The organism is Kitasatospora griseola (genome assembly GCF_044999035.1).
Classification (GTDB): Bacteria; Actinomycetota; Actinomycetes; order Streptomycetales; family Streptomycetaceae; genus Kitasatospora; species Kitasatospora griseola.
The window spans coordinates 4,445,685-4,469,953 of record NZ_CP173360.1; the positions used below are offsets into that span (position 1 = coordinate 4,445,685).

Sequence of the window (24,269 nt, forward strand, 5' to 3'; positions counted from 1 at the left end):
GCGTGCGGCGTCCGCCGGTCCCGCCGCGCCTGCGGCGGCTGCTGCCGCGTTCGGTGCGGGCCCGGGCCACCTTCGCCGCCACCGCCGTGGTGACGCTCGCGCTGGGCGGCAGTTCGGCCGCGCTGCTCGCCGTGCTGCACGCCAACCTGCTGCGCACCGCCCGGGACTCCGCGGTCGAACAGGCCGGCAAGGTGGTCGAGCTGGCCTCCCGCGAGCACCTGCCGTCGGTCCTCGCCCCGCACGGCGGATCCTCCGTCTGGGTGCTGGACGCCGACGGGAACCTGGTCGCCGTCACCCCGGACCTGCTGATCCGCCCGGCCGCCGCGCCGCCCCTCCCGAACCCGCCCCTCCCGAACCTGCCCGGCCCGAGCGCCCCCGGCCCGGACCAGAGCCTGCTCCAACTCCCGCCCGACGAAAAGCCGCTGGTGGTCGGGGCGCGGCTGCACGACCGCCGGCAGCAGGTGATCACCATGTCCGTCTCCGGACCGGACGGGCCGCTCACCGTGCACGCCGCCGCCTCGCTGCGCGACGTCGAGGCCGCCGGGGACACCACCGGCACCGCGCTGGCCGTCGGCGTCCCGGTGCTGGTGCTGCTGGTCGCGGCCGTCACCTGGCGGGTCACCGGCCGGGCGCTGCGCCCGGTGGAGGCGATCCGCGCCGAGGTCGCCGAGATCACCGGCCACGACCTGCACCGCCGGGTCCCCGTCCCGCACACCGGCGACGAGGTGGCCCGGCTGGCCGTCACCGTCAACGCCACCCTGGACCGGCTGGAGGACGCGGGCCTGCGCCAGCGCCGCTTCATCGCCGACGCCTCGCACGAACTGCGCAGCCCCATCGCGGTGCTGCGCACCCAGCTGGAGGTCGCGCTGGCCCACCCGGACCCCGAGCTGTGGCCCGAACTGCTCGCCGACGCACTGGAGGACACCGTCCGCCTGCAGGACCTGGCCGCCGACCTGCTGCTGCTCGCCCGGCTGGACGCCGCCGACCCGGTCGCCGTCGAACTCCTCGACCTGGCCGCCCTGTTCGCCGCCGCGCTGGCCGCCCGCACCGCCGACCGCGTCCCGGTCGCAGCCGAACTCGCCGACGGCGCGGAGGTGCTGGGCAACCGCACCTGGCTGACCAGGCTGCTCACCAACCTGGTCGACAACGCGCAGCGCTACGCCGCCGACCGGGTGGAGGTCCGACTCACCGTCCGGGGCCCGGACGCGGTGCTGGAGGTGTGCGACGACGGGCCGGGCATCCCGGCGGCCGACCGGGAGCGGGTGTTCGAACGCTTCACCCGGCTCGACGACGCCCGCAGCCGCGAACTGGGCGGCGCCGGGCTGGGGTTGGCCATCGCCCGGGATCTCGCCGGGCACCACGGCGGCACCCTGGCCGCCGAGCCCGCCCGCACCGGCGCCCGCCTGGTGGCCCGGCTGCCGCGGGCCGGGTCCGCCGACTGAGCGTCAGAACGACGCGGCCGTCGCCACCTGCCCCAACGCGCCGACCCGGGCCAGCAGTTCGACGATCCGCCCCTGCACGTCCTCGGTGGTGGAGCGCTCGGCCAGGAACAGTACGTTCGCGCCGGTGCGCAGCCCCGCGCGGGCCTGCGGGTCGAGGTCGGCCGAGGTGTACACCACCAGCGGGGTGCGGTGCAGGCGGTCGTTGGCGCGCAGCCAGTCCAGCAGGCCGAGGCTGCGGCGCTCGATCCGCTGCAGGTCGAGCACCACCAGGTTGGGCTGGATGCTGCTGGCCCGGGCCACCGCCTCGTTCTCGTCGGTGGCGTGCTCCACCTGCATGCCGCGCCGCTCCAGGCTGGCGACCAGGGCAGCGGCCACCTCGGGGTCGGACTCCACCAGCAGGACCCGGGCGGCGTGGTTCTCGCCGTCGCGGGGGGCCAGGGCGCGCAGCAGCACGGCCGGGTCGGCTCCGTAGGCGGCGTCCCGGGTGGCCTGGCCGAGTCCGGCGGCCAGCAGCACGGGGATTCGTCCGGCCAGGGCGGCGGTGCGCAGCGCCTGCAGCGCGGTGCGGGTGATCGGGCCGGTCAGCGGGTCGACGAAGAGCGCGGCGGGGGTCTGCGGCACCTGGGCGTCGACCTCCTCGCGGGAGGCCACGACGACCGGGCGGAAGCCCCGGTGCTCCAGCGCGCCGCGGGTGGACGGGTCGGGCTCGGGCCACACGAGCAGCGGCCGGGGCCCGTCGAACGCGGGTTCCCTGGCGGGCGGCAGCTCGGCGATCGGCCGGGGCGGCGTCCGGCCCTCGACCGCGCCGGGCCCGGCGGGCAGCGCCAGGGCGCCGCCGCTGTCACCCGAACCGGCGCTCAGCGGCTGCCCGTTGACGGCCGGTGGGACGCCCTCGCCGGTGGCGGCGGGCAGTTCGGCCTGCTGCGGCGTCCCGGGGGGCGGGAACGCGCCCGGAAAGCCGTTCTGGAGGCCGCCCATCGGCCGCGGCGGGACGAGCTCGCCCAGTCCGCTGCCGACGGGCTGCGGCTGGCCGCCGTCGGCCGTGGCCGGCAGCGAGGGCGGCACGGGCGGCATCGGGGGAGCGGGCGGCGCGGCGGGCCGGGCGATCTCCAATGCGGCGGACGGTTCGGGGGCCGTGGCGGGGACGGGCGGCAGGACCGTCGTCACCTCCTCCGCGCTCTCCGCGGTGTCGGCGGGCAGGGCCAGCCGGCGGCGGCGTCCGGTGGGCTGGCTCGGCGGGATGACGGGTTCCGGCGGAGCGGTCGGCAGCGCGTTCTCCAGGCCCGGGTAGACCGCCGTGCCGGGGTCCGGGACGCCGGGCAGCTGCAGCGCCGGCGAGCTGTCGCCGGAGCCCGCGTGCGCCGCCCGGCGGGCCCGCCGCCCGGTGGGCGCGGGCGGTTCGACGGCGGGCCGCTGCTCGACCGGTTCGGCGGCGGCGGACGGGCCGGGCCCGAGGGCGATCGGCGTGCCGGGCCGGGGGGCCTCCTCGCTGGCCGGCCGGGCCCGTCGCCGGCCGGAGCCCTGGGTGTCGTCGGCCCGGGCGGCGGCGCCGGCGTCCTCCTCGGCGGGCTCGGCCTTTGACGGTCCGTCGGCCTCGGCGGGCGTCGACTCGGCCTCGGCGGGCTGCCCGGGGAGGTCGGGCAGCATCGCGGTGTCGGAGTCCTTGGGGACGTGCTGCTGCTTGTCCGGCGTGTCCCCGTCGCCGCCGTCCGGGTCGAGCGGGAGCTCCACCACATAGGTGGCCCCGCCGCCGCCGGGCAGGTCGTGCCGCTGCAGGACCCCGCCGTGCCGCTGGACGGCCGCGCGGGCGATCGGCAGGTGGACGGCGCTGGCGCTCTGTGCGGGGCCGCGCACCTCGATCCGGGCGACCTGACCGCGCTGCGCGGCGGCCAGCACCACCATCGGCGGCTGCCCCGGGTCCGGCGCCGGTCCGGCGAACGGCCCGCCGGCGGTGGCGGATTCGTCCTCGGCGCGGGCCGGCTCGGGCACCGGGGTGACGCCGCTGACGTCGGCGACCAGGTGCGCGAGGGCCTGGGCGAGGCGCTCGCGGTCGGCGAGCACCTTCACGGCGGCGGCGTGCACCGAGTAGCGGACCCGGCCGGGGCCGACCAGTTCGCCGGCCCGGTCGACGGCCAGCTGCACGACCTCGTCCAGGCCGATCCGCTCACGGTCCAGTGCGGCCTTGCCGCGGTCGGCGGCGGCCTCGAAGCGCTGGTGCTCCAGCACGCCCTCGATCAGCCGGCCGAACCGCCGGCACTCGTCGGCGAGCCGGCGCAGCGTCCAGTTGGCCTCCGGCCAGAGCTGCCCGGCGGGGTCGGCGGCGAGCGCGTCGATCCGCCGGTGCAGGGCGCCGAGCGCGCCGCCGAGTTCGGACTCCAGGACGGCGGTCAGGTGCTCGTTCCGGGCGGTCAGGGCGAGTTCGTGGGTGCGGTCGGTGAACGTCATGACCGCCCCGACCAGTTGCTCGCCGTCCCGGACCGGTGCGGTGGTCAGGTCGACGGTGACGGGGGTGCCGTCCTTGCGCCACAGCACGGTGTTGCGGATCCGGTGCTTGCGGCCGGAGTGCAGGGTGTCGTTCAGCGCCGAGCTCTCGGCGGCCAGCGGGCTGCCGTCGGGCTGCGAGTGCTGGATCAGCGGGTGCAGTTCACGGCCGCCGAGCTCGCTGGCCCGGAAGTCGAGGATGTGCGCGGCGGCCGGGTTGACCAGCACCACGCGGCCCTCCAGGTCGACGCCGAGGACGCCCTCGGCCGCGGCCCGCAGGATCATCTCGGTCTGTTTGTGCTGGCGCCTCAGTTCGGACTCCACGCCCAGGCGCGTCGACAGATCGCGGACCAGGAGCAGCAACAGGTCCTGGTCGGTGGTGGTGAAGGACAGGAACCCGTGCGCCTCCCCGCCGCCTTCGTCCTTGAAGTCGTTGCCGGACACCTCGACGGCGAAGGTGGTGCCGTCGGTGCGTCGGGCGGTCATCCGGACCGGTAGTTCCAGGCTCTGGGTCTCGCTCGCCGGGGGCCGCATCGAACCGGGGATTCGGCTGGGGTCGAACTCCGGCAGCAGGTCCAGCACTCCCCGTCCGACCAACGAGGTGCCGGGGGCCTGCAGGCTCTCCACGGCGGCCTTGTTGACGTCGACCACAGTGCCGTTGGAGTTCACCAGCAGCAGGGGGTCGGGCAGTGCGTCGAGTATCGCGGCGAGGCGAGCAGCGCCTCGGGTCGGCCTGCTGCTCACGTCGACAGGTCTCCTCACGCCTTCGGGCCGCCGCTTCGACGGGCGGCTCTGGCTCTCCTCGGAGACTGGAGTATCTCATTCTTCTTTGCGCCGTGGACGACCCGGCCAGTATCGTTGTGGTGGTTGGTGCCGGAGCCTTCGGCTGTGGCATCATCGCAGTCGCACGGAGTGCGCCGGAGTCCCGGTCGCAGTCCGGGTGTTGGAGGCGTCGCCTAGTCCGGTCTATGGCGCCGCACTGCTAATGCGGTTTGGGCTTTACCGTCCATCGAGGGTTCAAATCCCTCCGCCTCCGCTTCACCGGGAGCCCCGTCGGTCACAGACCGACGGGGCTCCTGCGTTGTCCGGAGGGGCCGGATCGTTCGCCGGACAGTCGTCGAACGGCTGTCGGACGGCCGCCGTGGCGGCCTTGACGGGGCCGACGGCAATGAATTTCGCCCCAGGTCGCCGGTCATGTAATGTTGTCCCCGCACCGCCCAGGAGGCCAAGGCCGACGGGGCGAGCGCTCATAGCTCAACGGATAGAGCACTTGACTACGGATCAAGAGGTTGCAGGTTCGAATCCTGCTGAGCGCACTCATCTCCGCTCGCGGTTCCGCAAGGGGCCGTCCGAGCGCTCATAGCTCAACGGATAGAGCACTTGACTACGGATCAAGAGGTTGCAGGTTCGAATCCTGCTGAGCGCACCAGCCGAAGGCCCCGGGTTTCCACCCGGGGCCTTCGTCGTCATGTCGGCGGGCCGAGTTCGGTCCGGTTGATCCAGGGCACGTCGCGTTCCTCCAGGAACCATTCCGCGGGCGTGAGCGGGCGGCTGCGGTTGAACGTGGCGGTGACCGGGTCGTGCCGGACGAGTGCGGGATCGGCGCGCTGGTCGAGGAGTTGGGCGGTGAGCGCGGGGGCGAGGTCGGGCGGGCCGGACAGGTGGATGTCGTGGCCGGCGCAGTCGCCGTAGTCGCGCAGGCCGTCGCGGAGCAGTCGGATCGCGGCGCCGCGGGACGCGCCGGGCGCGGGCGCCGAGAGCACGGCGTGCAGCCAGGCGTGTTCCTTCACCAGGTCGTGCAGGGCGGTCAGGTCGTACTGGTCGTGGTCGTCGCGGGCGGCGACGAACACGGTGGCGGACCGCCCGCCGTTCCGGACGAGCTGTTCCAGCAGGGCCTTGATCTGGGCCCAGCCGGTGCCGGCGGCGACCATCAGCAGCGGCCGTCCGGAGCCTTCGGCGAGCACGGCCTCGCCGAGCGGCGGGCCGAGCCGGAGGGTCTCACCGGGCCGGACGTCGTTGACCAGCGCGGTGGACAGCAGCCCGTCGGGGACCCGGCGGACGTGCAGTTCCAGGGTGTTGTCGGGTCGTGGTGCGCAGGCGGGGGAGTAGGGCCGCCAGACCTGCGGGTGTCGCTCGGAGCTGACGGTCAGGTACTGGCCGGCGGTGAACGGGTACGGATGGTCGGGCCGCAGCGTGAGCACGGCCAGGTCGGGGGCGGCCCGGCGGACGTCCGTCACCTCGGCGTCCCACCAGCGGGGGGTGTCGGCGGGGACGGCCGCGGCCGCGTCGATCATGGCCCGGGCGATGACGCCGTACGCCTCCGCCCAGGCCTGCTCGACCTCGGGCGTCCAGGCGTGGCCGGAGAAGTGCTTCAGCGCGGCGATCAGGCTGGCGCCGACGGCGGGGTAGTGCTCGGGCGCGGCCTGGAACTTGCGGTGGTCGCGCCCGAGCGCCGCCAGGTAGCCGGTGAGCTTCTCCGGGTCCTCCAGCCGCAGCACCAGTTGGGTGAGGGCGGCGAACAGGCGGTCCCGCTGCTCGGCGAGCCGGGCCGGGAACAGTGCTTCGACGCCCGGGTTGTTGGTGAACAGGTGGGCGTAGAAGTACTTGGTCAGGTGGTCGGCACGGCGTTCGACGACGGCGAAGCTGGCACGGACGACCGCGGGGTCGAAGGGCACCGGGGAGGTCCTCAGCCCGTGGCGGCTTCGGTCAGTGCCCCGCCCATGACCTCGGTGACGACGCCGTACAGGGCGGTCCAGGAGGCTTCGGCCTCCGGCGTCCAGGCGTCCCCGGCGACGTGCGCGAGGGCGGCCAGCAGGCTGGCGCCGACGGCGGGGAAGTGCGCGGGCAGGGCGCCGTAGCCGGCGTGCCGGCGGCCCAGGCCCTGCAGCACGGCGACCACGGTGTCGGTGTCGTCCAGCTTGTCGACCAGGGTGGTCAGCGCAGCCCAGAGGCGGTCCTGCTGCTCGTCGAGGTGCTCGGCGAAGAGCTTGCGAACATCAGGGTTGTGCTCGAACAAATGGGCGTAGAAGTATGTGGTGATCTCGCTGCCGCGGGGCTCGACGGCGGCGAAGCTGCTTTTGATGAGCGCGGAATCAATGGTCACGGCGGCCGACTCTACTGATAAACATACCAATTCCAACAGGGTGACCTGATGATCAGTCAAGTACTGGACAGTAGCGTCCGATTGATGCCCGCTTGGGCGAGTTGAAGCCCGGCCCGACGGGTATCCAGATGCTGTCGAACGAGTGACCGTCAATCGGGTGGTGTCGGGCGAATTCACCAGGTGTCGCGGTATGACCGAAACCAGATCGTGATTCCCTTTTGTCTGATCGTCATGGCCATTCGGGTGCATGGCATTGGGCCGCGAATTCGGCGGACGAAGACACCGAGAGGAGAGCCGGATGTGCCGACAGTTCCTCCACCGGGGCCCGGCCCCCGACGCCCGCCCGGCCGACCGTGACCGGCCCGGACCCCGGATCGGCCGGACCACCACCGCCCTGATCGCCACCGGGCTGCTCACCGGCCTCGGCACCCCGCCGGTGGCCGCCCAGCAGACGCCGGGCAGCTGGTCGGCCGGTCGGCGCGCCCAACTGCCCTCCGGGCTCGCCGTCCAGTTCGACTGGACGGCCGCCCCCGGCACGAGCGTCGAGGCCGAGCCCGGCCGGCTCGCCGAACGGACCGGCAGCGCCTACAGCGACGGCATCCGCCCCGGCGACCCCGCCGAGACCTTCCGCGCCGTCGGGGACCAGCCCCGGGCGGACGGCTCCTGGCGCGCCCTCGGCACCCTGCGGCTCTCCTTCTCCAGCCCCGTGCGCAACCCCCGCCTGCACCTCAGCGGCCTGACGGGGCTGTCCACCGGCAAGGGCGGCACCACCGGCAGCAGCACCCGGCTGACGGTCGCCGGCGGCAGCCCCGCCGCCCCCGCCCTGGTCGGCCGGGCCGGCTGGGCGGGCTGGACGGTCGGCCCCGGCGAACTCGCCCCCGCCGCGGTCGGCGTCCGCGACGGCGACGCCGACGGCGCCGGCACCCTCGAACTGGCCGGCACCGTCAGCACCGTCGACCTGCGCGTCGAACAGCGCTCCACCGCCCGGGACGGCTCCACCACACCGCCCGCGGCGCTCGGCCGGACGTGGACGGTCACCGTCGACGAGGGCCTCGGCAGCGCCCCGGAGAGCTACGGCAACGCCTCCCACCTGCTCTCCGACCTGTTCCTCGGGCAGGACGCCACCCCGGCCGCCACCCGCTCCCGGCCCGGTCTGGCCCAAACCGTCGAGAAGCCGGTGCTGCCCGTCCCGCCCGCCGCCGCCACCGGCCCGCTCGCCCCCGGCGCGGAGAGCGCCGCCGCGGCGGACCGGCGCAGCCCCTGGGCCAACCCGGCGCCGCCCCGGCTCCGGCCCGGCCGGGCCGACTACCGGGGCGCCGACCCGAGCCTCACCCTCCCCACCGAGACCGCCGCCGGGCGCACCTACCGGGCCGAGGTGCCGGTCAGCCCCGGCACCGGGTCCGCGGTGCTGGCCGGCTGGATCGACTTCGACCACAACGGGCGGTTCGACCCGGCGGAGCGGGTGCAGACCGACGTCCCCGCCGGGGCGAGCAGCGCCCAGCTGGAGTGGAAGGTCCCGGCCGCCGCCGCCGGCGGCGACACCTGGGTCCGGCTCCGGCTGGCCCGCGACGCCTCCCAACTCGCCGCCCCCGACGGCTTCGCCGACTCCGGGCAGGTCGTCGACCAGCGGATCGCGTTGACGGTCGGCCCCGCCGCCCCCGGGCCGGAGATCGCGCTGCCGATCCCCGGTGCCGTCACCGGCGAGACCCGCCCCGAGTTCCGCGGCGACGGCGCCGTCGCCGGATCGGGCATCGCCGTCCAGGAGAACGGCACCGCCCTGTGCCTCGCGCAGGTCGGCGCCGACGGCAGCTGGAACTGCCGCCCCGACAGCGCGCTCGGCGAGAGCACCCACACCCTCGTCCTGGCGGAGACCACCCGCGAGGCCGTGCTGCGCGGCGAGCCGTTCCGACTGACCGTCAAGACCACGGCGCCGACCGCCCCCGTGCTCACCCTGCCCGCCTACAGCAACGACCCGGGGCTGCTGGTCACCGGGCTCGGCGAACCCGGTTCCACCGTCACCGTCTCCGCGGACGGCGGGCCGGAGGAGCTCGACCTGTGCTCCACCGGCGTCGCCGCCGACGGCAGTTGGTCCTGCCTGCCGGTGGAGAACCTGGCCGACGGCGTCCGCCGGCTCACCCCGCACGCCCGCGACGGGGCCGGCAACACCTCCGACGGCAAGCCCGTCGAGCTCACGGTGGACACCGTGGCGCCCGACAAGCCGCAGCTGCTCTCGCCGACTGCCGGTGAACTCCTGCACTCCGCCCGGCCCGTGATCACCGGCCGCGCCGAGCCCGGCTCCACCGTCACCGTCACGGCCGGCCGGAGCGGGCACGACCGGGTCACCGTGTGCAGCGCCGTGGCGGCCGCCGACGGCAGCTGGTCCTGCACCGCCACCCACGACCTGGCGGGCGGCGAGGTCACACTGATCGCCACCGCCACCGACCCGGCGGGCAACGGCACCGCGGGCGGTCCCGTCGCAGTCCGGGTGCCCGGCTCGTCGGCCGGCGGCAGCAGCGCCGCACCGGCGCCGACCGCGTCGCCGAGCGCACCGAAGCCGTCGACGGCGGCGCCCACGGGCACGGCCTCGCCGACCGCGCCGCCTTCCCGCAGCCCGGCCGCGACGAGCCCGTCCGCCTCGGCCTCGGTCTCCCCGGCGAGCACGCCCCCGGCGGCGCCGGTGCCGCCGGAGCTGCTGCCGGTCGTGGTGCCGGTGGAGGCGACGCCGGCGCCGACGGCGGGCACCGGCCCGGTCGGGTCCGGCTCCGCCCCGGCCTCCGCGCCGGCTTCCGGCGCGCCGTCGGCGCAGGAACCCGGACCGGCCGTGGAGCCGGTGCCGCCCTTCCTGAAGCCGACGCTGACGGGTGATCAGTCGCCGTTCGCGGCCCGCCCCGCCGAGCCGGACGCCCCGGATTCGGCAGGCGCGCCGTCCGGCAGCCCGTCGCCGACGGCCGCGCCGTCCACGGGTGCGCCGAGCCCGAGCCCGGTGCCGTCGGTCCCGGCCTCGCCCACACCTACGGCCTCGCCCTCGGCCGCACGGGTCGGTGCCCCGTCGGGTCCGGTGGTCGCGTCGGCCGAGCCGACCGGCTCGTCGGCGGACGAGGCCGTGCGGGGGCGGACGTTGGCGCCGCCGCCGGGCGGCGTGGCGGCGGCCGAGCGTCGGGCGGCGGCCACCGGGTGGCGCGGCCTGGCCTGCGGGGCGCTGCTGATCGCGGCGGGTTTCGGGCTGCTGGCGCGGCGGGTGTTCGGCCGCCGTCGGAGGAGTGCCCGCCGTCGTTGACGGCCGGTTCGGTACTGCCCGCCCCGCGGTGTGCGGCGGGCGGTACCTCGGGCGACGTTGTTTTCCGACATAGCGACACACCGGATGGCATTCGTCGCATTTGATGATCAATCAGCCTAGCCTGGGTCCCCGGCACTGCCCGTCAGATCCGGGCCGCCCGTTGCGCGACACTCTGAACCCTTAGGACACGTGCATGGACGTCACCCGCGACTCGTCGCCGCGACCCCGTTCCTGGCCCTCCGCCGCCGAACCCCCCGCCGACCCCGTCGGTGCGACCCAACTGTCCAAGGCGGTCGCCCGGGCGGTGAACAACCCGCTGATCAGGCCCGCCGCGCCGGCCGAGGAGCCGCTCGACCGGAGCGCGCCGACCCAGCAGCTCCCGACCGTCGAAGCGGCGGACCTGCCGGCGGTCGGCGCGGACGAGCCGTCCGCGTTCCCGCCCGGCCCCCGGACGACGTCGGAACCCGCCGACCGGGGCGGGCCGCGACCGTTCGGCGCGGGCCGGTCCGACCGGGCCGGGTCCACCGCCCACCCGACGGTCGCGGACGCCGCCACCCACCGGCGCCCGCCGCGCGCCGACCAGTCGCTGCGCGAGCGCCCGGCGTTCGCCCTGCCGGGCTGGCTGCCGCTGCTGGCGTTGCTGCTCGGCACCGCCGGCGTGCTGCTGGTGCTGGCCCGCGCCGGGGTGCTCCCGCACCTGTCGGGCCTGCCGGACGTGCGCACCGCCGCCGTGAAGGCCGACGGGGTCCAGGTCGACGACCGGACCATCGGCGAGGTCAGCGCCATCGGCCTGGCGATGCTGCTGGCGATCGGCGGACTGCTGTCCAACCCGGGCGGCGAGACCCGGGTGCTGACCCGCTGGGGCCGCTACCGGGGCACCGTGCGCCGCACCGGTCTGCTGTGGGTGAACCCGCTGGTGCGCCGCCGCCGGGTGGACGTCCGGCTGCGCCACTGGCGCAGCGAGCCGGTGCAGGTCACCGACCGGACCGGCACCCCGCTGCTGGTGCGGGTGCTGATCGTGTGGCGGGTCAAGGACACCGCGCGGGTCACCCTGGGCATCGCCGACCACGAAACGTATCTGCGCGAGCAGGTGCAGGCCGTTCTGACCCGAACGTCCTCCGTCCTGCCGTGCGACTCCAACTCCGCCCCCGGGCCCGCGCTGCGCGACGGCCAGTGGTTCGCCGACGAGCTGACCCGGGCGCTGGCCGCGGAGACCGCCCCGGCGGGCATCGAGGTGTACTCGGTGCAGCCGCTGACCCTGGACTACGCGCCGGAGGTCGCCGAGTCGATGCGCCGGCGCCGACTGGCCGATCTGGACGCCGGGCTGCGGACCGTCCTGGTGGACGACGCCGTGGAGGCCGCGGCACTGGCGGTGCGCCGCCTGGAGCGCGCCACCGCCCACGAGTTGGACGACAGCGCGCGCAGCGCCCTGATGGAGCAGCTGCTGGTCGCGTTCGTCGCCCCGGCCGGGGTGACCGCCTCGGTGCCGGCCCCGGCCGCCCGGCCGGGCCGCAAGGAAGGGAAGCCCGCGTGACGAACCCGCTCGCCTCGATATCCACCGACCCCGCCGATCTGCCCGACTGGTCGGGCGCCCCACTGCTGGGCTTCGCCGAATCCGCCGGGCCGTCGGCCTGCCGGTGCGCGGAGTGCACCCGCCCCGCCCCGGCCGCCGCCCCGGGCGCCGTCGAGCGGGCGGGCCGAATACACCGCGCCGTGCGCTCGACCTGTCTGGCCACCACCGTGCTGGCCGGCGCGGGAGCCGTCGGCCTGGGCCTGGGCGCGACCACCGCGCACGCCATGCCCGCCCCGTCCGGCCCCGGCTGGGACGGTCACGTCTACTGGTTCAAGAACGCGTCCGGCGAGTGGCGCTACACCCAGTGGCACAACGTCTACCTGGAGCGCACCGGCGGCTCCAAGGGCCAGTCGCAGCCGCAGGGCTCCGGCTCCTCGCAGTCCTCGTCCGGCGGGATCCGGCAGGGCTGGGACGGCAAGGTCTACTGGTTCAGGAACGCCGCCGGCGAGTGGCGCTACACCAGCCACTACGACGTGTACGTCTCCCGCACCGGCGGGGGCGGCTCCGGCTCCCCCGCCCAGCCCCCGAAGCCGGCCGCGCCCGCGGCGAGCGGCGTCGAGGCCGCGTTGTCGTACGCGCTGGCGCAGGTCGGCAAGCCCTACGTGTGGGGCGGCAACGGCCCGAACGGCTTCGACTGCTCGGGCCTGGTCCAGCAGGCGTTCCGCCGGGCCGGGGTGTCCACCCCGCGGGTCGCCGACGACCAGTACCGGGCCAGCACCCCGATCACCTCGAAGCAGCTCCAGCGCGGCGACCTGATCTTCTGGTCCAGCAACGGCCGGGTCTCCGGCATCCACCACGTCGCGATCTACCTCGGGGACGGGACGTACGTCGAAGCCCCCCGTCCCGGCAAGAACGTCCGCGTCTCCCACCTGAACAGCGGCTACTACCCCGACTTCTTCGGCCGCCCCTGACCGGGCCCGCCACACCACGGCGGCACCCCTCCCGCAGCCGCGGGAGGGGTGCCGCCGGCGCGTTGACGGACGATCAGGCCGACGCGCCGTCCAGCAGCTTCAGCTCGGCCTCGGTCAGCCGCAGCGAGGCGGCGGCCAGCAGCGCGGGCAGCTGCTCGACGGTGCGGGCGCTGGCCAGCGGCGCGGCGACCGTGGGCTGCGCGGCCAGCCAGGCCAGCGCCACGGAGGAGACCTCGGCGCCGTGCGCGGCCGCGACCTCGTCCAGTGCGGCCAGCACCCGCGGGCCGCGCGCCGTCTCCAGGTGCCGGGACGCGCCCTGCGCCCGGGCGCTGTCCACCTGCGCGCCGGGCCGGTACTTGCCGGTCAGGAAGCCCGAGGCGAGCGCGTAGTACGGGACGGCGGACAGGCCGTGCGCGGCGACCACCCCGGCCAGGTCGCCCTCGTAGGTGTCGCGGGAGACCAGGTTGTAGTGCGGCTGCACCGCCACGTACCGGGCCAGGCCCTCGCGGGCGGCGAACTCCAGCGAGGCGGCGAGCCGCTCCGGGCCGATGTTGGACGCCGCGACCTCCCGCACCTTGCCCTCGCGGACCAGCTCGTCCAGCGTCGTGACGATCTCCTCGACCGGCGTGTCCAGGTCGTCCCGGTGGGTGTAGAACAGGTCGATCCGCTCGACGCCCAGCCGGCGCAGCGAGCCCTCGACGGCGCGCCGCACGGTGTCGCGCCTCAGGTTGTCCAGACCCGGCGCCATGCCGGCCTTGGTGGCGACCACGATCTGCTCGCGATTGCCGCGGCTGCGCAGCCAGTTGCCGATCACCGTCTCGGACTCGCCGCCGGAGTTGCCCGGCGCCCACGAGGAGTAGACGTCGGCGGTGTCGACGAAGTTGCCGCCCGCCGCCGCGTACGCGTCGAGCACCGCGAAGGACTGTTCCTCGTCGGCCGTCCAGCCGAACACGTTTCCGCCGAGGGAGAGTCGGGACACGACGAGGTCGGAGGTGCCGAGCGTCACCCGGGAGGTGTCAGTGGAAGTCATGCCCGAGGACAACCCGTTCGGGTCCTGCTTCATTCCGGTGCGACCGGTTGTTCATCGGGCTGTCGTCCGAGGTGAGGGCTCCGTGCAGAGTGCGCCCGCAGTGGGGTCCGGGGTGTCGGCGGGCCGTCGGGGTTGGCTAGAGTCCCGTCCATGGCTGACAACGACTACGACCCCGCCGGCTCCACCCAGATGTTCCGGGCGTTCGTCGACGAGGCCCCGGCCGCGCAGGCCCCGGGCACCGTCACCACCTACGGCAGCAGCAGCTCCTCGTCGAGCCGCACCCCGCTGATCGTCATCGGGGCCGTCGTGGCCCTGGCGGTCGTGGTCGGCGTGATCTGGCTGGCCGTCAAGTAATTCGCGGAGCCCGCCCGCCCGGGGCCGGCCGGACGCCCCGGACGGTCCCGCGGGTCGGCGCGCCTACACTGGCGGCAACCGCCGCAGCCCGCCAGGAGGCCCCGTGTCCGCGCCGTCCACCGAGACCGCCCGCAGCCTCGGCCTGGCGGCCGCCGTCAACGCCCGCGACCTGGGCGGCTACCGCACCGCCGACGGCCGCACCGTCCGCCCCGGCCTGCTGCTGCGCACCGAGGCGCTGAGCCGCCTCGGCGACCGCGACCGCGAACTGCTCGGCGCGCTCGGCCTGCGCCACGTCGTCGACCTGCGCAGCCTGGACGAGGTCCGCCAACTCGGCGCCGACCTGATCCCCGGCCTGCCCGCGGCGGTCCTGCCGATGGACGCCGCCGCGACCCTCAGCGTGCCCTCCCCGGACGGCCTCGGCCCGGCCCTGCACCACCTGCCGGTGTTCTCCGCCGACTTCGACCTCTACCTGGACCTGCGGCGGGCCCTGGGCAGCGGCGAACCGGACGCGATGCACGCCGTGCTCGGCGACGGGCGCGGCACCGCGATGATGACCTCGATGTACCGCTGGTTCGTCACCGACCCGCTGGCCCGCGCCCGCTTCGCCACCGTCCTGCGACTGATCGCCGAGGCGGACGGCCGCCCCGTCCTGTTCCACTGCACCGCCGGCAAGGACCGCACCGGCTGGACGGCCGCCCTGCTGCTCACCGCCCTCGGCGTGGACCGGGAGGCGGTCCTCGCCGACTACCTCCTCACCAACGAGCGCGCCGCGACGCGGATCGCCCGGGTGGACCCGCTGATGCGCCCGCTGGCCCGTGCCGAAACGTTTTACCTCAACGCTGCCTTCGACGAACTCGCCTCCGGCTGGCCCACCTTCGAGGACTTCTGGCACGACGGCCTCGGCCTGACGAACGATCACCTTCTGGCGCTTCGGGCGACCTGCACCGTCTAGGGACTCGTGGGGGCCCGTGACTACTCGCTGGTGAGGCCTTCCCGGAGGTGCGCGAGGGTCTTGGTGAGCAGCCGCGAGACGTGCATCTGCGAGATGCCGATCTCCTCGCCGATCTGGGACTGCGTCAGGTTGCCGAAGAACCGCAGCATGATGATGCGGCGCTCGCGCGGCGGGAGCTTGGCCAGCAGCGGCTTCAGCGACTCGCGGTACTCGACGCCTTCGAGGGCGAGGTCCTCGTAGCCGAGCCGGTCGGCGAGCGGGCCGTCGCCGCCGTCGTCCTCGCCGGGGCTGGAGTCGAGGGAGCTGGCGGTGTACGCGTTGCCGACGGCGAGGCCCTCGACCACGTCGTCCTCGGAGACGCCGAGGTAGGCGGCGAGTTCGGGGACGGTGGGGGAGCGGTCGAGCCGCTGGGAGAGCTCGTCGCCGGCCTTGGTGAGGGCCAGGCGGAGCTCCTGGAGGCGGCGCGGGACGCGCACCGACCAGCTGGTGTCGCGGAAGAAGCGCTTGATCTCGCCGACCACGGTGGGCATGGCGAAGGTCGGGAACTCGACGCCGCGCTCCGGGTCGAACCGGTCGATGGCCTTGATCAGGCCGATGGTGCCGACCTGGACGATGTCCTCCATCGGCTCGTTGCGGCTGCGGAAGCGCGCGGACGCGTACCTGACCAGCGGCAGGTTGAGCTCGATCAGTGTGTCGCGGACGTAGCCGTGCTCGGCGCTGTCGGGCTCCAGGACGGCGAGCCTGCGGAACAGCGAGCGGGACAGCGTACGGGTGTCGAGCGCCCGGTCGGGGGCCTCGGCGGGACCGGCCTGGGCCGGGATCGGTACGACGACGGACTCGATGACCGCACTGCCCTGTTCTGTGAACACGCGCCCACCCCCTTGTGACTGCCTGCCGAACGGGTGCCGCTCCGTGCGGCGGCCCCCCACTGACGTGTCCTCCTGCTCAATACCGGATCATCGGGCCCGGCAAACCCGATCGCGGCCAGTCGTCCCCGAGGAGTGGCGTCGGGCGGTTCACTCCTCCCAGGAGTTGCCGGTGCGCAGCCGGGTGAGGATCCGCGAGAGCAGCCGGGAGACGTGCATCTGGGACATGCCGAGTTCGGTGGAGATCTGCGACTGGGTGAGGTTGGCGAAGAACCGCAGCATGATGATCCGCCGTTCCCGTTCGGGGAGTTGGACCAGCAGGTGGCGGACCATGTCGCGGTGTTCGACGTCGGTGAGGGCGGAGTCCTCGTAGCCGAGCCGGTCCAGCAGGGCGAGCCCGCCCTCGTGCTCCTGGGCGGCCTCCAGCGAGGCGGCGTTGTAGGCGCGGCCGGCGTCCAGGCAGGCCCGGACGTCCTCCTCGGGGATGCGCAGGTTGGCGGCGATCTCGGGGACCTTGGGGGCCCGGCCGTGCGTGATCGTCAGCTCCTCCATGGCGCCGCTGACCTGGACCCACAGCTCCTGGAGCCGGCGCGGCACGTGCATGGTGCGGACGTTGTCGCGGAAGTAGCGCTTGATCTCGCCGAGGATGGTGGGCAGCGCGTAGGTGGGGAACTGCACGCCGCGGGTCGGGTCGAACCGGTCGATGGCGTTGATCAGGCCGATGGTGCCGACCTGGACGATGTCCTCCATGGGCTCGCTGCGGCTGCGGAAGCGGGTGGCGGCGTAGCGGACCAGCGGGATGTTGATCTCGATCAGCGCGGCCCGGACCCGGGTGCGTTCGGGGGCGTCGGACGACAGTTCGGCGAGCCGTTCGAACAGCACCCGGGTGAGCGTCCGGACGTCGATCGCGCCGCGCCCGCCGGGGCGGCGGGCGGCCAGCTCGACCGGGTCCGGCAGCTCTTCGGCCCGGTCCTCCGGCGCACTGCTGCCCTGCGTCCGCACCGACACGTCACCCCTCCCTTGTGGACCACCTCGCCAAAATTTCCGTCAAAACCGGTCATAGCATCACAAGTCGCTCTGCGGCCGGGCAAGCACCCGACGGAGGCGTGTTGACGCCCTGTCCAGCATTCGGCGGAGCGCGCCGCGACCCCCGGCCTGTTCGACAGACGGGGGGTCGCGGTGGTCGTACGGGTACGGCGGGGGGTGACGGGCGGTCAGACCTCCAGGTCGGCGATCACCCAGGTGGCGAAGGAACGCCACTGTCCGGCGGCGGCCTGATGGGCCGGGTGGCCCAGGTAGGCGGCCAGCGCGTCGCGGTCCTCGACCAGGCTGTTGATCGCGAAGTCGTGGGCGATGTCCCGCTCGGTGATGTTCCAGCCGCACTCCCACTCGCGCAGCTCCGGGATCAGCGCGCCCAGTTCCTCGAAGGCCTTCGCGCCCGCCAGGGCCCGCGGGTCGTCCTTGCCGACGCCGTCATTGAGCTTGAACAGGACCAGGTGCCGGATCACGATGCCGCTCCTCGCGGATCAGGAGGGCACGCCCCGGCCGGGGAGCGCCCCCGAAGGACGAACCACGCAAACGGTACTAGCGGACCAGTCCGGTCATGAACGACCCGACCGCCTTGGCCGCGTCCGAGATCCCGACGAAGCCGGACTGCACCAGCTCGGCGGCGCGCACCGGCGAGGTGATGATCGTGTAGATGACGAAGATGACCACGATCCACATGGCCACCTTCTTCGCCTGAGCCATCGAACGCGCCTGCCTCCCTGAGTCGGGCCGCCGTCCTCTCCCCGCACGACCCTGCCACCCGCAGCTTATCCACCGGACGGCGCAAGGGGTGAGGACCGTGTTCACCCGCCAGGACGAAGGTCCTGCGCGGGCAGGGCTTTCTCCGGGTGTGCCCGTCCCGATGGCACGGCAGGATGGTTGATGTACCGAGGATCTGGCAGGAATCCCCGGTACGGCGATCCGGAGGTCCCCGCTGTGGGACCGGGCACCGCGGCTTCCCCCCGACGCGGACCCGGTTGTGGGACCTCCGCTCCGGGGCGGCAGCTCGTCCCCCCGGAGCTGCCGCCCCCCTCGCGGACCGTGAGGTTCGTCCCGGCTCCGCACGTCCGAGGCACGGTGGTCAACCGCCCGGAAGTGCGGAGCCGTCCGTCGTCCACGGCGCCCCCGGCGAACGCAGCGCCTCGCCCAGCCGGGCCGCCTCCACCGCCACCCCCGGCAGCCGCTCCGCCCGCGCCCGGGCCGCCAGCAGCTCCACCGTCCGCGCCCCCGGGAAGGCGAACGTCAGCGCCCGCAGCGCCGCGATCCGCGCCTCCTCGTCGCCGTCCGCCACCGCCCGCAGCCGCAGGAACTCCGCCACCTCCGGGTCGGCCGCCAGCGCCCGCAGCGCCACCCGGCGCGGCAGCGGATCCGGGTCCGCCACCGCCCGCTCCTGCAGCAGCCCGGCCGGCCGGGTCGCCCGGTCGCGGGACAGCGCGTGCAGCGCGATCGCCCGGATCCCCGCCGAGGTGTCCGCCACCGCCCGCTCCCGCAACAGCGCCCGCACCGCCGGATCGCCCGGCCGGTGCGCCAGCAGCGCCCGCAGCACCGACAGCCGCACCGCCGCGTCCCGCAGGTGCGCGGCCCGCGCCAGCAGCAGCATCCCGGCCCGCTCCTCGCCGTCGTAGCAGCGCACCACCGCCGCCAGCGCCAGGTCCCTGGTCCGCGGATCGGGGTCGGCCACCGCCCGCTCCAGGAACAGCGCCCGGGCCCGCCCGCTCGGCGAGCGGCGGTCCGCCAGCGCGGTCAGCACCGCGCCCCGCACCAGCGGGTCCGGCGAGTGCACCGCCTCGTGCCGGACGAACGCGTCCAGTTCCGGGGCGTCCGCGAAGTGCGCCGCCAGCTCGCCGGTCGCCTGCGCCCGGCCGTGCCCGTCCGCCGCCCGGGCCCGCTCGAACAGGAACTCCGCCACCTCCGGGTCGCCCGCCCAGCCCTGCCCGAGCAGCGTCAACGCGAACGCCCGCACCTCCGGCTGCCCGTTCCCGGCGACGAAACCGCGCAGCTGCTCGGCCACCTGCCGGTCACCCGCCCAACGGTGCGCCAGCACCGCGAGGGTCCGCCGGCGCACCATCGGATCCGGGTCCTCGGCGACCCGCCGCCGCAGGAACTCCGCCACCTCCGGGTCGCCCGCCCAACCGCGGGCCAGCCCGGCCAGCGCCGCCATCCGCACCCGCGGATCCTTGTCCGTCCCCGCCAGCAGCCGCAGGAACGACGCGTTGCGCGGATCCTCGGCCGGCCGCAGGCAGATCGCCTGCAGCGCCAGCCCGCGCACCCCCGGATCCCGGTCGGTGCGCACCCGCTCGCGCAGGAACTCGGCCGGCGCGCCGCCGCCCACCCGCTCGTTCACGGTCAGCGCGAACACCGCCAGCCCGCGCAGCTCCGGCTGCGGATCGGCGGCCGCGATCTCCCGCAGCAACTGCTGCGCCGGGCCGTCGCACGCCCAGCCCTTGCCCAGCGCCAGCATCTCGTTCAACCGGTTCTCGCCCCGCGCGCCCGCCACCCGGGCCCGCAGGAACCCCCCGCTCGCCTCCTCGCCCGCCCAGCCGTCGGCGAGCGCCGCCACCGCCGCCTCCTGGGTCAGCGGGTCCGGATCCTCCTCGATCCGGCGGCGTACGAACGCCCCCACCCGCTGATCGCCCGCCCAGCCCTCCGCGAGCGCCGCGAACGCCGCCGCCCGCTGCGCCGGCGACCAGCCGTGCTCCGCCCAGGCCCGCAGCACCGCCGGGCCGCGCGGATCGTTCAGCAGCAGCGCGCACGCCAGCCGGGCCGTCACCGCCCCCACCGCCAGCAGCGGCGACTCCCGCTGCGCGTGGTGCCCGTACACCAGGTACCAGCGCAGGAACCGCTCCCGCCCCACCCAGTGCGGCCCCAGCCCGGTCAGCACCGGCCGCAGCCCGTCCAGCGCCTCCACGATGTCGCCGGGGAGCACCGTCGAACCCTCCGCCGCGTACGCCTCGAACAGCGCCACCAGGGCGTCCACCACGGCCTCGCTCTGCGCCGTCACCAGCCCGAGCTTGCGCACCTCGCCCAGGCAGCGCACCGCCAGCACCAGCCACTCCGGCACCGGGTCGCCCGCCCCCGGCAGGGCCGGCGCCGCCGCCAGCAGCCGTGACACCGCCTCGCCGACGAACCGCTCGTCCAGCTCGCCCGCCAGCAGCAGCAGCACCTCCCGCCACGCCGGGTCCCGCCAGCGGGCCGCGAACACGCCCTCCAGCAGCTGGTCCTCGGTCAGCGAACGCTCCCGGTTGAACCGGTACGCGATGTCGGACGCCGCCAGGTACTCCAGGAACGCCCGGTGCACGAAGCCGTACACCTCGCCGCCGAACCGGCTCAGGATGAAGTTCCGCTCCCGGAACTGCTGCAGCATCGCCCGCGCCACCGGCGCCGCCCGGTCGGCCGGCAGCTCGTAGCGCTCCCGCAGGTAGCCCTCGAAGGACGCCAGCAGCACCCGCCCCGGAATGTGGTTCCCGGCGATCCCGTCGCCGCCCTCCTGCATCCGCCGCGCCACCAGCCGCAGCAGCTCCAGGCGGTCGTCGGACGCCAGGTACGGCATCCCGCCGTCCACCCGCCGGTCCTGCAGGTACTTGCTCGGGTCCCAGTGCTCGACCAGCACCGCCACCGCGTGCTCGTACACGGTGCGGCGGTCCCGGGGCAGCTCGCGGCGGCGGCCGATGATCGCCAGGATGGTCAGGATCAGCGGATTGCCCGCCAGCTCCCGCACCGGCGCCGAGGACGCCACCGCGGCCGTCACTCGCCGGTGCAGCCGCTGCGCCTCCACCGGGTCGCCCGGGCAGGCGGTGGCGTACCAGCGGGCCGCGAAGGTGTCGATCTGCCGGTCGTCCAGGTCCTGCAGCATGTAGTGCCCGAACCCGGCGGCGTCCAGCGGCTCCCGCCGGTAGCCGATCACCCGGGACGTCACCAGCACCCGCACCTGCGGGTAGCGGGCCGCGAACGCGGCGATCCGGCGGCTCGCGGTCTCCCGGACCTGCGGGTCGAACAGCTCGTCCAGGCCGTCGAACACCACCAGGGTGGCCGCCGGATGCTCGGTCAGCTGACGCTCCAGCAGGCCCGCCGACAGGCCCAGGCCCTCGGTGCCGTGCAGATGGGCCAGGAAGTCCTCGAAGGTCCGCTCCCGCCACTCCGGGTCCGCGTACCGGCGCAGCTCCACGATCAGCGGCAGCCGGCCCGCCAGCGCCGCCACCTGGTCCGGGACGGCCGCGCCCGGGTGCACCAGGGGCTCGGTCAGCGCCAGGCCGAGGAACCGGGCCAGCGTGGACTTCCCCGACCCCGGGTCGCCCAGCAGCACCGCCCGGTGGCCGTCCGGTCCGGCCAGCAGCGGCAGCACCGGCACCGCCGGGCGGCGCCGGTAGGCCTCCCGGACCCGCCGCACCGTCTCCCGCTCCACGCCCGGCGGCAGCCGGTCCGGGTCCAGCTCGCCGGTCTCGGTGAGCCGTTTCAGCAGCTCCCGGGGCAGTTCCACCGGCGGCGGGTCGGCCCGCACCAGCTGCGGCACGAACACCTCGCGCAGGTGCACCGCCGGGTGCTCGTCCTGTTCCGACAGCGGGGTCAGCACCTCCAGGTCCAGCCGGTGGTAGCGCTCGCGCAGCCGCACCGCGTGCCGACGGCGCGCCTCGTCCAGGTCGCCCGGGGGCGGCGGCGCGGCGCCCACCGTGATCTGCACGCTCTGCGCGTGCTGGATCATCGTCAGGTCGCCGCCCGCGGTGGCATGCTCCGCGGACTGGCCGCCGCCGGCCGCGGCGCCCTCCGCGCCGAACAGTCGGCGCCAGAACCCGCTCACGGCTGCTGCTCGTCGAACCGGACCGAACCCTCCACCCCGTCCACCAGGTTCACGTCCCCGCCCGCACGGATCCCGCGCGCCGACTGGCCGTCACCCGCCGCGTCGGTGACGGGCGCCGCCGAGGCCTCCGGGACGGGGCCGGGCGCGGCGCCGCCGCCGATCACCACGTCGCCCTTCACGTTCCGCACCAGTCGCACCGAGCCGCCGGCCGCCGCGCCGTCCGCGGACTGGCCGCCGCCGCGGCCGCGCACACCGCCGGTGACGGACAGCGCCAGGCCCGCCAGCCCGACGAACAGGCCCAGCACGCCCGCCCACTGGTTCGCCCGGTCCAGCCCCTCCCCCCAGAGGAAGACCGCCAGCCCCACCACCGAGATCCCGGCCCCGACCCACACCAACCAGCGCCACCGCGAACTCCCCATGCGGGCATCATCCCCTCAACTGCGGCCCCGCCAACCGGAAATGGGCCGCCACTGCGGGACGCAGGGAACGCAGAAGAGCCCCGACCGTCAGGTCGGGGCTCTTCGCAGGCGGTAGCGGTGGGATTCGAACCCACGGTGGAGTTGCCCCCACACACGCTTTCGAGGCGTGCTCCTTTGGCCGCTCGGACACGCTACCGAGGGGAACTCTACCGGATGGGTGCGGGCGGACGAAATCCGTATCGGCGCGGTTCAGCGGTGGGTGTCGAAGAACGCCCGCAGCTGGGCGGTGCACTCGTCGGCGAGCACGCCCGGGATCACCTCGGGGCGGTGGTTGAGCCGGTTGTCGCGCAGCACGTCGAACAGCGAGCCGGCCGCGCCGGCCTTCGGGTCGAGGGCGCCGTAGACCACCCGGTCCAGCCGGGACAGCACGATCGCGCCCGCGCACATGGTGCACGGCTCCAGGGTCACCACCAGGGTGCAGCCGCTGAGGCGCCACTCGCCGACGGCGTTCGCCGCCTGACGGATCGCCACCACCTCGGCGTGCCCGGTCGGGTCGCCGACCGCCTCGCGGACGTTGTGGCCGCGGCCCAGCACCGACCCGTCCGGGCCGAGCACGAACGCCCCGACCGGCACGTCGCCGGTCGCGGTGGCCAGCGCCGCCTCGTCGATGGCGCGGCGCATCGGCTCCCGCCACCGGTCGCGGACCGGATCGGGGCGTTCGGGGGCGGGCAGCGGCGCGATCCGCGGCCGTTCGCCGAGGGTGCTGGAGAGGGAGGGGACGGACTGCATGGACCCAGTGTCGGACACCGGGCCCGCCGCTATCGAACGGCCTCCAGGACCTCGCCGCAGCCGAGCGCCTCGGCGATCTCGCCGAGCGCGTCGCCCGGGGCCGCGCCCTCGCCCGCCAGTTCCAGCAGCGCGGCCTGGCCGAGGCCGAACTCGCTCAGCAGCTCGGAGTCGCCGATCGGCCCGACCGGGGTGGCGTTCCGACCGGCCGGCTCGTCGTCCTCGTCCGCGTCGTCGGCCTCGTCGCTCGCGGCGGCGTCGTCGTCCTCGTCGAGGCCGGCCACCAGGCCGTCCAGGTCGTCGAAGTCGGCTTCCCCGTCCTGTTCGATCAGCTCGTCGGTGAGGACCGAGCCGTACGAACTGCGCGCCGCGGCGGCCGCGTCCGAGACGAAGATCCGCGGGTCGTCCTCACCGTCGATCCGCAGGACGGCGAACCAGGCGTCCTCCTGCTCGATGAAGACCAGCACCGTGTCGTCGTCCTCGGCCGTTTCGCGGGCCAGGTCGGTCAGGTCGGCCAGGGTCTCTACGTCGTCGAGTTCGGTCTCGCTCACATCCCACCCGGCACCGGTGCGAGCAAGCACTGCAGCGAAGTACGCCACCAGGGACACTCCCAAGATTGGTCTCGGCTGTCGGCGATCTCGGGCGGGTGCGGTCCGGCCGCCCCCGCGCCAGCGGGCGGTCCGCTGGTCGGACCGTCCCACCGCATCGTGACAGAAAGGCCGCCGCTGCGGGGGGTGTTCGGCAGCGCGTCTTCGCAGGTCGTGTCGGAATGGCCGGTCTCCGGCCGGTCCAGGCGTGGATCATGCCCCTCGGACGCCCCCGGGCGGGGGGCGGACAGGGGCTCACGGGGCGCGACCGTGCTGCGGGGCGCGGCCCCGGGCGACTCAGATCCGGAAGGTTCGCATCCGCATCGCCTCGCGCATCCGCCGCTCCTTGGTGCGTCTGGGCTGCACCCGGGCGCGCAGCTCGCGGGCCTCGGCCAGTTCACGGAGGAACACGGCCCGGCGCCTGCGCCGCTCCGCGTCGGTCTCCTCGGCGGTCTCTGCCTCGGTCTCCTCGGCGGCCGCGGGCTCCGGACGGGACTCGTCTGTCGAGCCGGACCCGCCCGCGCCGGCGGTCCATGCCCGCGTCGGGTTGCTCTTCATAGCCTCCGACTTTCCCAGATGTCACCCGCCGATACCACAGCGACGGCCGGGAATCGGTGATTCCGGAGGGATTCCCGGCCGGTCGCAG

At 75.1% G+C, this 24,269-nt stretch carries 19 protein-coding genes and 4 tRNA genes; 9 read left to right on the forward strand and 14 right to left on the reverse strand.

Translation table 11 applies throughout. The features are described from left to right. Positions 1-2: 2 nt before the first annotated feature. Positions 3-1,442, forward strand: coding sequence for a sensor histidine kinase (locus ACI1MP_RS20075; protein WP_404869169.1), 1,440 nt, complete (start codon positions 3-5; stop codon positions 1,440-1,442). A gap of 3 nt (positions 1,443-1,445) precedes the next feature. Here the strand turns inward: ACI1MP_RS20075 and ACI1MP_RS20080 are convergent, their stop codons facing one another. Further along, positions 1,446-4,667 carry a PAS domain-containing protein gene (locus ACI1MP_RS20080; RefSeq protein WP_404869170.1) on the reverse strand — a complete coding sequence of 1,074 codons (3,222 nt, stop codon included), beginning with the start codon at positions 4,665-4,667 and terminating at the stop codon, positions 1,446-1,448. Between the two features lie 201 nt (positions 4,668-4,868). Between ACI1MP_RS20080 and ACI1MP_RS20085 the strand changes: the two genes are divergently transcribed. The 3 genes from ACI1MP_RS20085 (at position 4,869) to ACI1MP_RS20095 (ending at position 5,352) form a co-directional block, all read left to right on the forward strand. Continuing rightward, positions 4,869-4,959 (forward strand) — tRNA-Ser (locus ACI1MP_RS20085). Between the two features lie 207 nt (positions 4,960-5,166). Continuing rightward, a tRNA-Arg gene (locus ACI1MP_RS20090) sits at positions 5,167-5,239 on the forward strand. A 37-nt stretch (positions 5,240-5,276) separates the two neighbouring features. Further along, positions 5,277-5,352, forward strand: a tRNA-Arg gene (locus ACI1MP_RS20095). A gap of 37 nt (positions 5,353-5,389) precedes the next feature. Here the strand turns inward: ACI1MP_RS20095 and ACI1MP_RS20100 are convergent. Both ACI1MP_RS20100 and ACI1MP_RS20105 read right to left on the reverse strand, forming a co-directional pair. Next, positions 5,390-6,598: a globin domain-containing protein gene (locus ACI1MP_RS20100; RefSeq protein WP_404869171.1), complete on the reverse strand. Its 1,209-nt coding sequence runs from the start codon at positions 6,596-6,598 to the stop codon at positions 5,390-5,392. An 11-nt stretch (positions 6,599-6,609) separates the two neighbouring features. Further along, positions 6,610-7,026: a globin domain-containing protein gene (locus ACI1MP_RS20105; protein WP_404869172.1), complete on the reverse strand. Its 417-nt coding sequence runs from the start codon at positions 7,024-7,026 to the stop codon at positions 6,610-6,612. 298 nt (positions 7,027-7,324) lie between these two features. Here ACI1MP_RS20105 and ACI1MP_RS20110 point away from each other — a divergent pair, with 298 nt between their 5' ends. The 3 genes from ACI1MP_RS20110 to ACI1MP_RS20120 all read left to right on the forward strand — a co-directional run bounded on the left by ACI1MP_RS20110 (position 7,325) and on the right by ACI1MP_RS20120 (position 12,787). Continuing rightward, a complete protein-coding gene (locus ACI1MP_RS20110; protein ID WP_404869173.1) occupies positions 7,325-10,303 on the forward strand; it encodes an Ig-like domain-containing protein in 2,979 nt (992 codons plus the stop codon). Between the two features lie 193 nt (positions 10,304-10,496). Then, the gene (locus ACI1MP_RS20115; protein ID WP_404869174.1) at positions 10,497-11,837 is read left to right on the forward strand and encodes an SPFH domain-containing protein; all 1,341 of its coding nucleotides are present in this window, start codon (positions 10,497-10,499) and stop codon (positions 11,835-11,837) included. Next, entirely contained in the window at positions 11,834-12,787 is a 954-nt protein-coding gene (locus ACI1MP_RS20120) for a C40 family peptidase (RefSeq protein ID WP_380341726.1), read from the forward strand. Before ACI1MP_RS20115 ends, ACI1MP_RS20120 begins: the two co-directional genes overlap by 4 nt. Before the next feature lie 73 nt (positions 12,788-12,860). Here the strand turns inward: ACI1MP_RS20120 and ACI1MP_RS20125 are convergent, their stop codons facing one another. After that, the gene (locus ACI1MP_RS20125) at positions 12,861-13,817 is read right to left on the reverse strand and encodes an aldo/keto reductase (RefSeq protein ID WP_404869175.1); all 957 of its coding nucleotides are present in this window, start codon (positions 13,815-13,817) and stop codon (positions 12,861-12,863) included. A gap of 150 nt (positions 13,818-13,967) precedes the next feature. Here ACI1MP_RS20125 and ACI1MP_RS20130 point away from each other — a divergent pair, with 150 nt between their 5' ends. Both ACI1MP_RS20130 and ACI1MP_RS20135 read left to right on the forward strand, forming a co-directional pair. After that, positions 13,968-14,171: a hypothetical protein gene (locus ACI1MP_RS20130; protein ID WP_043915228.1), complete on the forward strand. Its 204-nt coding sequence runs from the start codon at positions 13,968-13,970 to the stop codon at positions 14,169-14,171. Between the two features lie 103 nt (positions 14,172-14,274). Continuing rightward, positions 14,275-15,123: a tyrosine-protein phosphatase gene (locus tag ACI1MP_RS20135; RefSeq protein WP_404869176.1), complete on the forward strand. Its 849-nt coding sequence runs from the start codon at positions 14,275-14,277 to the stop codon at positions 15,121-15,123. A 20-nt stretch (positions 15,124-15,143) separates the two neighbouring features. Here the strand turns inward: ACI1MP_RS20135 and ACI1MP_RS20140 are convergent, their stop codons facing one another. The 10 genes from ACI1MP_RS20140 to ACI1MP_RS20185 all read right to left on the reverse strand — a co-directional run bounded on the left by ACI1MP_RS20140 (position 15,144) and on the right by ACI1MP_RS20185 (position 24,181). Next, on the reverse strand, positions 15,144-15,965 hold the full coding sequence (locus ACI1MP_RS20140) for an RNA polymerase sigma factor SigF (protein ID WP_369880711.1): 822 nt from the start codon (positions 15,963-15,965) through the stop codon (positions 15,144-15,146). 174 nt (positions 15,966-16,139) lie between these two features. Then, positions 16,140-16,997: an RNA polymerase sigma factor SigF gene (locus tag ACI1MP_RS20145; RefSeq protein ID WP_373295499.1), complete on the reverse strand. Its 858-nt coding sequence runs from the start codon at positions 16,995-16,997 to the stop codon at positions 16,140-16,142. Positions 16,998-17,203: 206 nt separating this feature from the next. Beyond that, positions 17,204-17,497 (reverse strand): Dabb family protein, encoded by a 294-nt coding sequence (locus ACI1MP_RS20150; RefSeq protein WP_043915225.1) that lies wholly within the window; start codon positions 17,495-17,497, stop codon positions 17,204-17,206. A gap of 76 nt (positions 17,498-17,573) precedes the next feature. Then, complete coding sequence (locus ACI1MP_RS20155; RefSeq protein WP_189273132.1) at positions 17,574-17,738, reverse strand: hypothetical protein; 165 nt, start codon at positions 17,736-17,738, stop codon at positions 17,574-17,576. A 379-nt stretch (positions 17,739-18,117) separates the two neighbouring features. Continuing rightward, positions 18,118-21,831: a HEAT repeat domain-containing protein gene (locus ACI1MP_RS20160; protein ID WP_380339052.1), complete on the reverse strand. Its 3,714-nt coding sequence runs from the start codon at positions 21,829-21,831 to the stop codon at positions 18,118-18,120. Continuing rightward, on the reverse strand, positions 21,828-22,250 hold the full coding sequence (locus ACI1MP_RS20165; RefSeq protein ID WP_404869177.1) for a hypothetical protein: 423 nt from the start codon (positions 22,248-22,250) through the stop codon (positions 21,828-21,830). The genes ACI1MP_RS20160 and ACI1MP_RS20165 overlap by 4 nt, the downstream gene beginning before the upstream one ends. A 109-nt stretch (positions 22,251-22,359) precedes the next feature. Next, positions 22,360-22,446 (reverse strand) — tRNA-Ser (locus ACI1MP_RS20170). Between the two features lie 53 nt (positions 22,447-22,499). Next, a complete protein-coding gene (gene tadA, locus ACI1MP_RS20175) occupies positions 22,500-23,039 on the reverse strand; it encodes a tRNA adenosine(34) deaminase TadA (protein WP_100589182.1) in 540 nt (179 codons plus the stop codon). 29 nt (positions 23,040-23,068) lie between these two features. Further along, positions 23,069-23,635, reverse strand: a complete 567-nt coding sequence (locus ACI1MP_RS20180; RefSeq protein ID WP_100589243.1) for a hypothetical protein — start codon at positions 23,633-23,635, stop codon at positions 23,069-23,071. A gap of 285 nt (positions 23,636-23,920) precedes the next feature. Further along, positions 23,921-24,181, reverse strand: coding sequence for a hypothetical protein (locus tag ACI1MP_RS20185; RefSeq protein WP_100589183.1), 261 nt, complete (start codon positions 24,179-24,181; stop codon positions 23,921-23,923). Positions 24,182-24,269: the final 88 nt, after the last annotated feature.

Coding starts and splice junctions, on each gene's coding strand:
- ACI1MP_RS20115 (WP_404869174.1), top strand. CDS start 10,497: ATGGACGTCACCCGCGACTCGTCGCCGCGACCCCGTTCCTGGCCCTCC.
- tadA (WP_100589182.1), bottom strand. CDS start 23,039: ATGCAGTCCGTCCCCTCCCTCTCCAGCACCCTCGGCGAACGGCCGCGG.
- ACI1MP_RS20185 (WP_100589183.1), bottom strand. CDS start 24,181: ATGAAGAGCAACCCGACGCGGGCATGGACCGCCGGCGCGGGCGGGTCC.
- ACI1MP_RS20130 (WP_043915228.1), top strand. CDS start 13,968: ATGGCTGACAACGACTACGACCCCGCCGGCTCCACCCAGATGTTCCGG.
- ACI1MP_RS20125 (WP_404869175.1), bottom strand. CDS start 13,817: ATGACTTCCACTGACACCTCCCGGGTGACGCTCGGCACCTCCGACCTC.
- ACI1MP_RS20165 (WP_404869177.1), bottom strand. CDS start 22,250: ATGGGGAGTTCGCGGTGGCGCTGGTTGGTGTGGGTCGGGGCCGGGATC.
- ACI1MP_RS20110 (WP_404869173.1), top strand. CDS start 7,325: ATGTGCCGACAGTTCCTCCACCGGGGCCCGGCCCCCGACGCCCGCCCG.
- ACI1MP_RS20155 (WP_189273132.1), bottom strand. CDS start 17,738: ATGGCTCAGGCGAAGAAGGTGGCCATGTGGATCGTGGTCATCTTCGTC.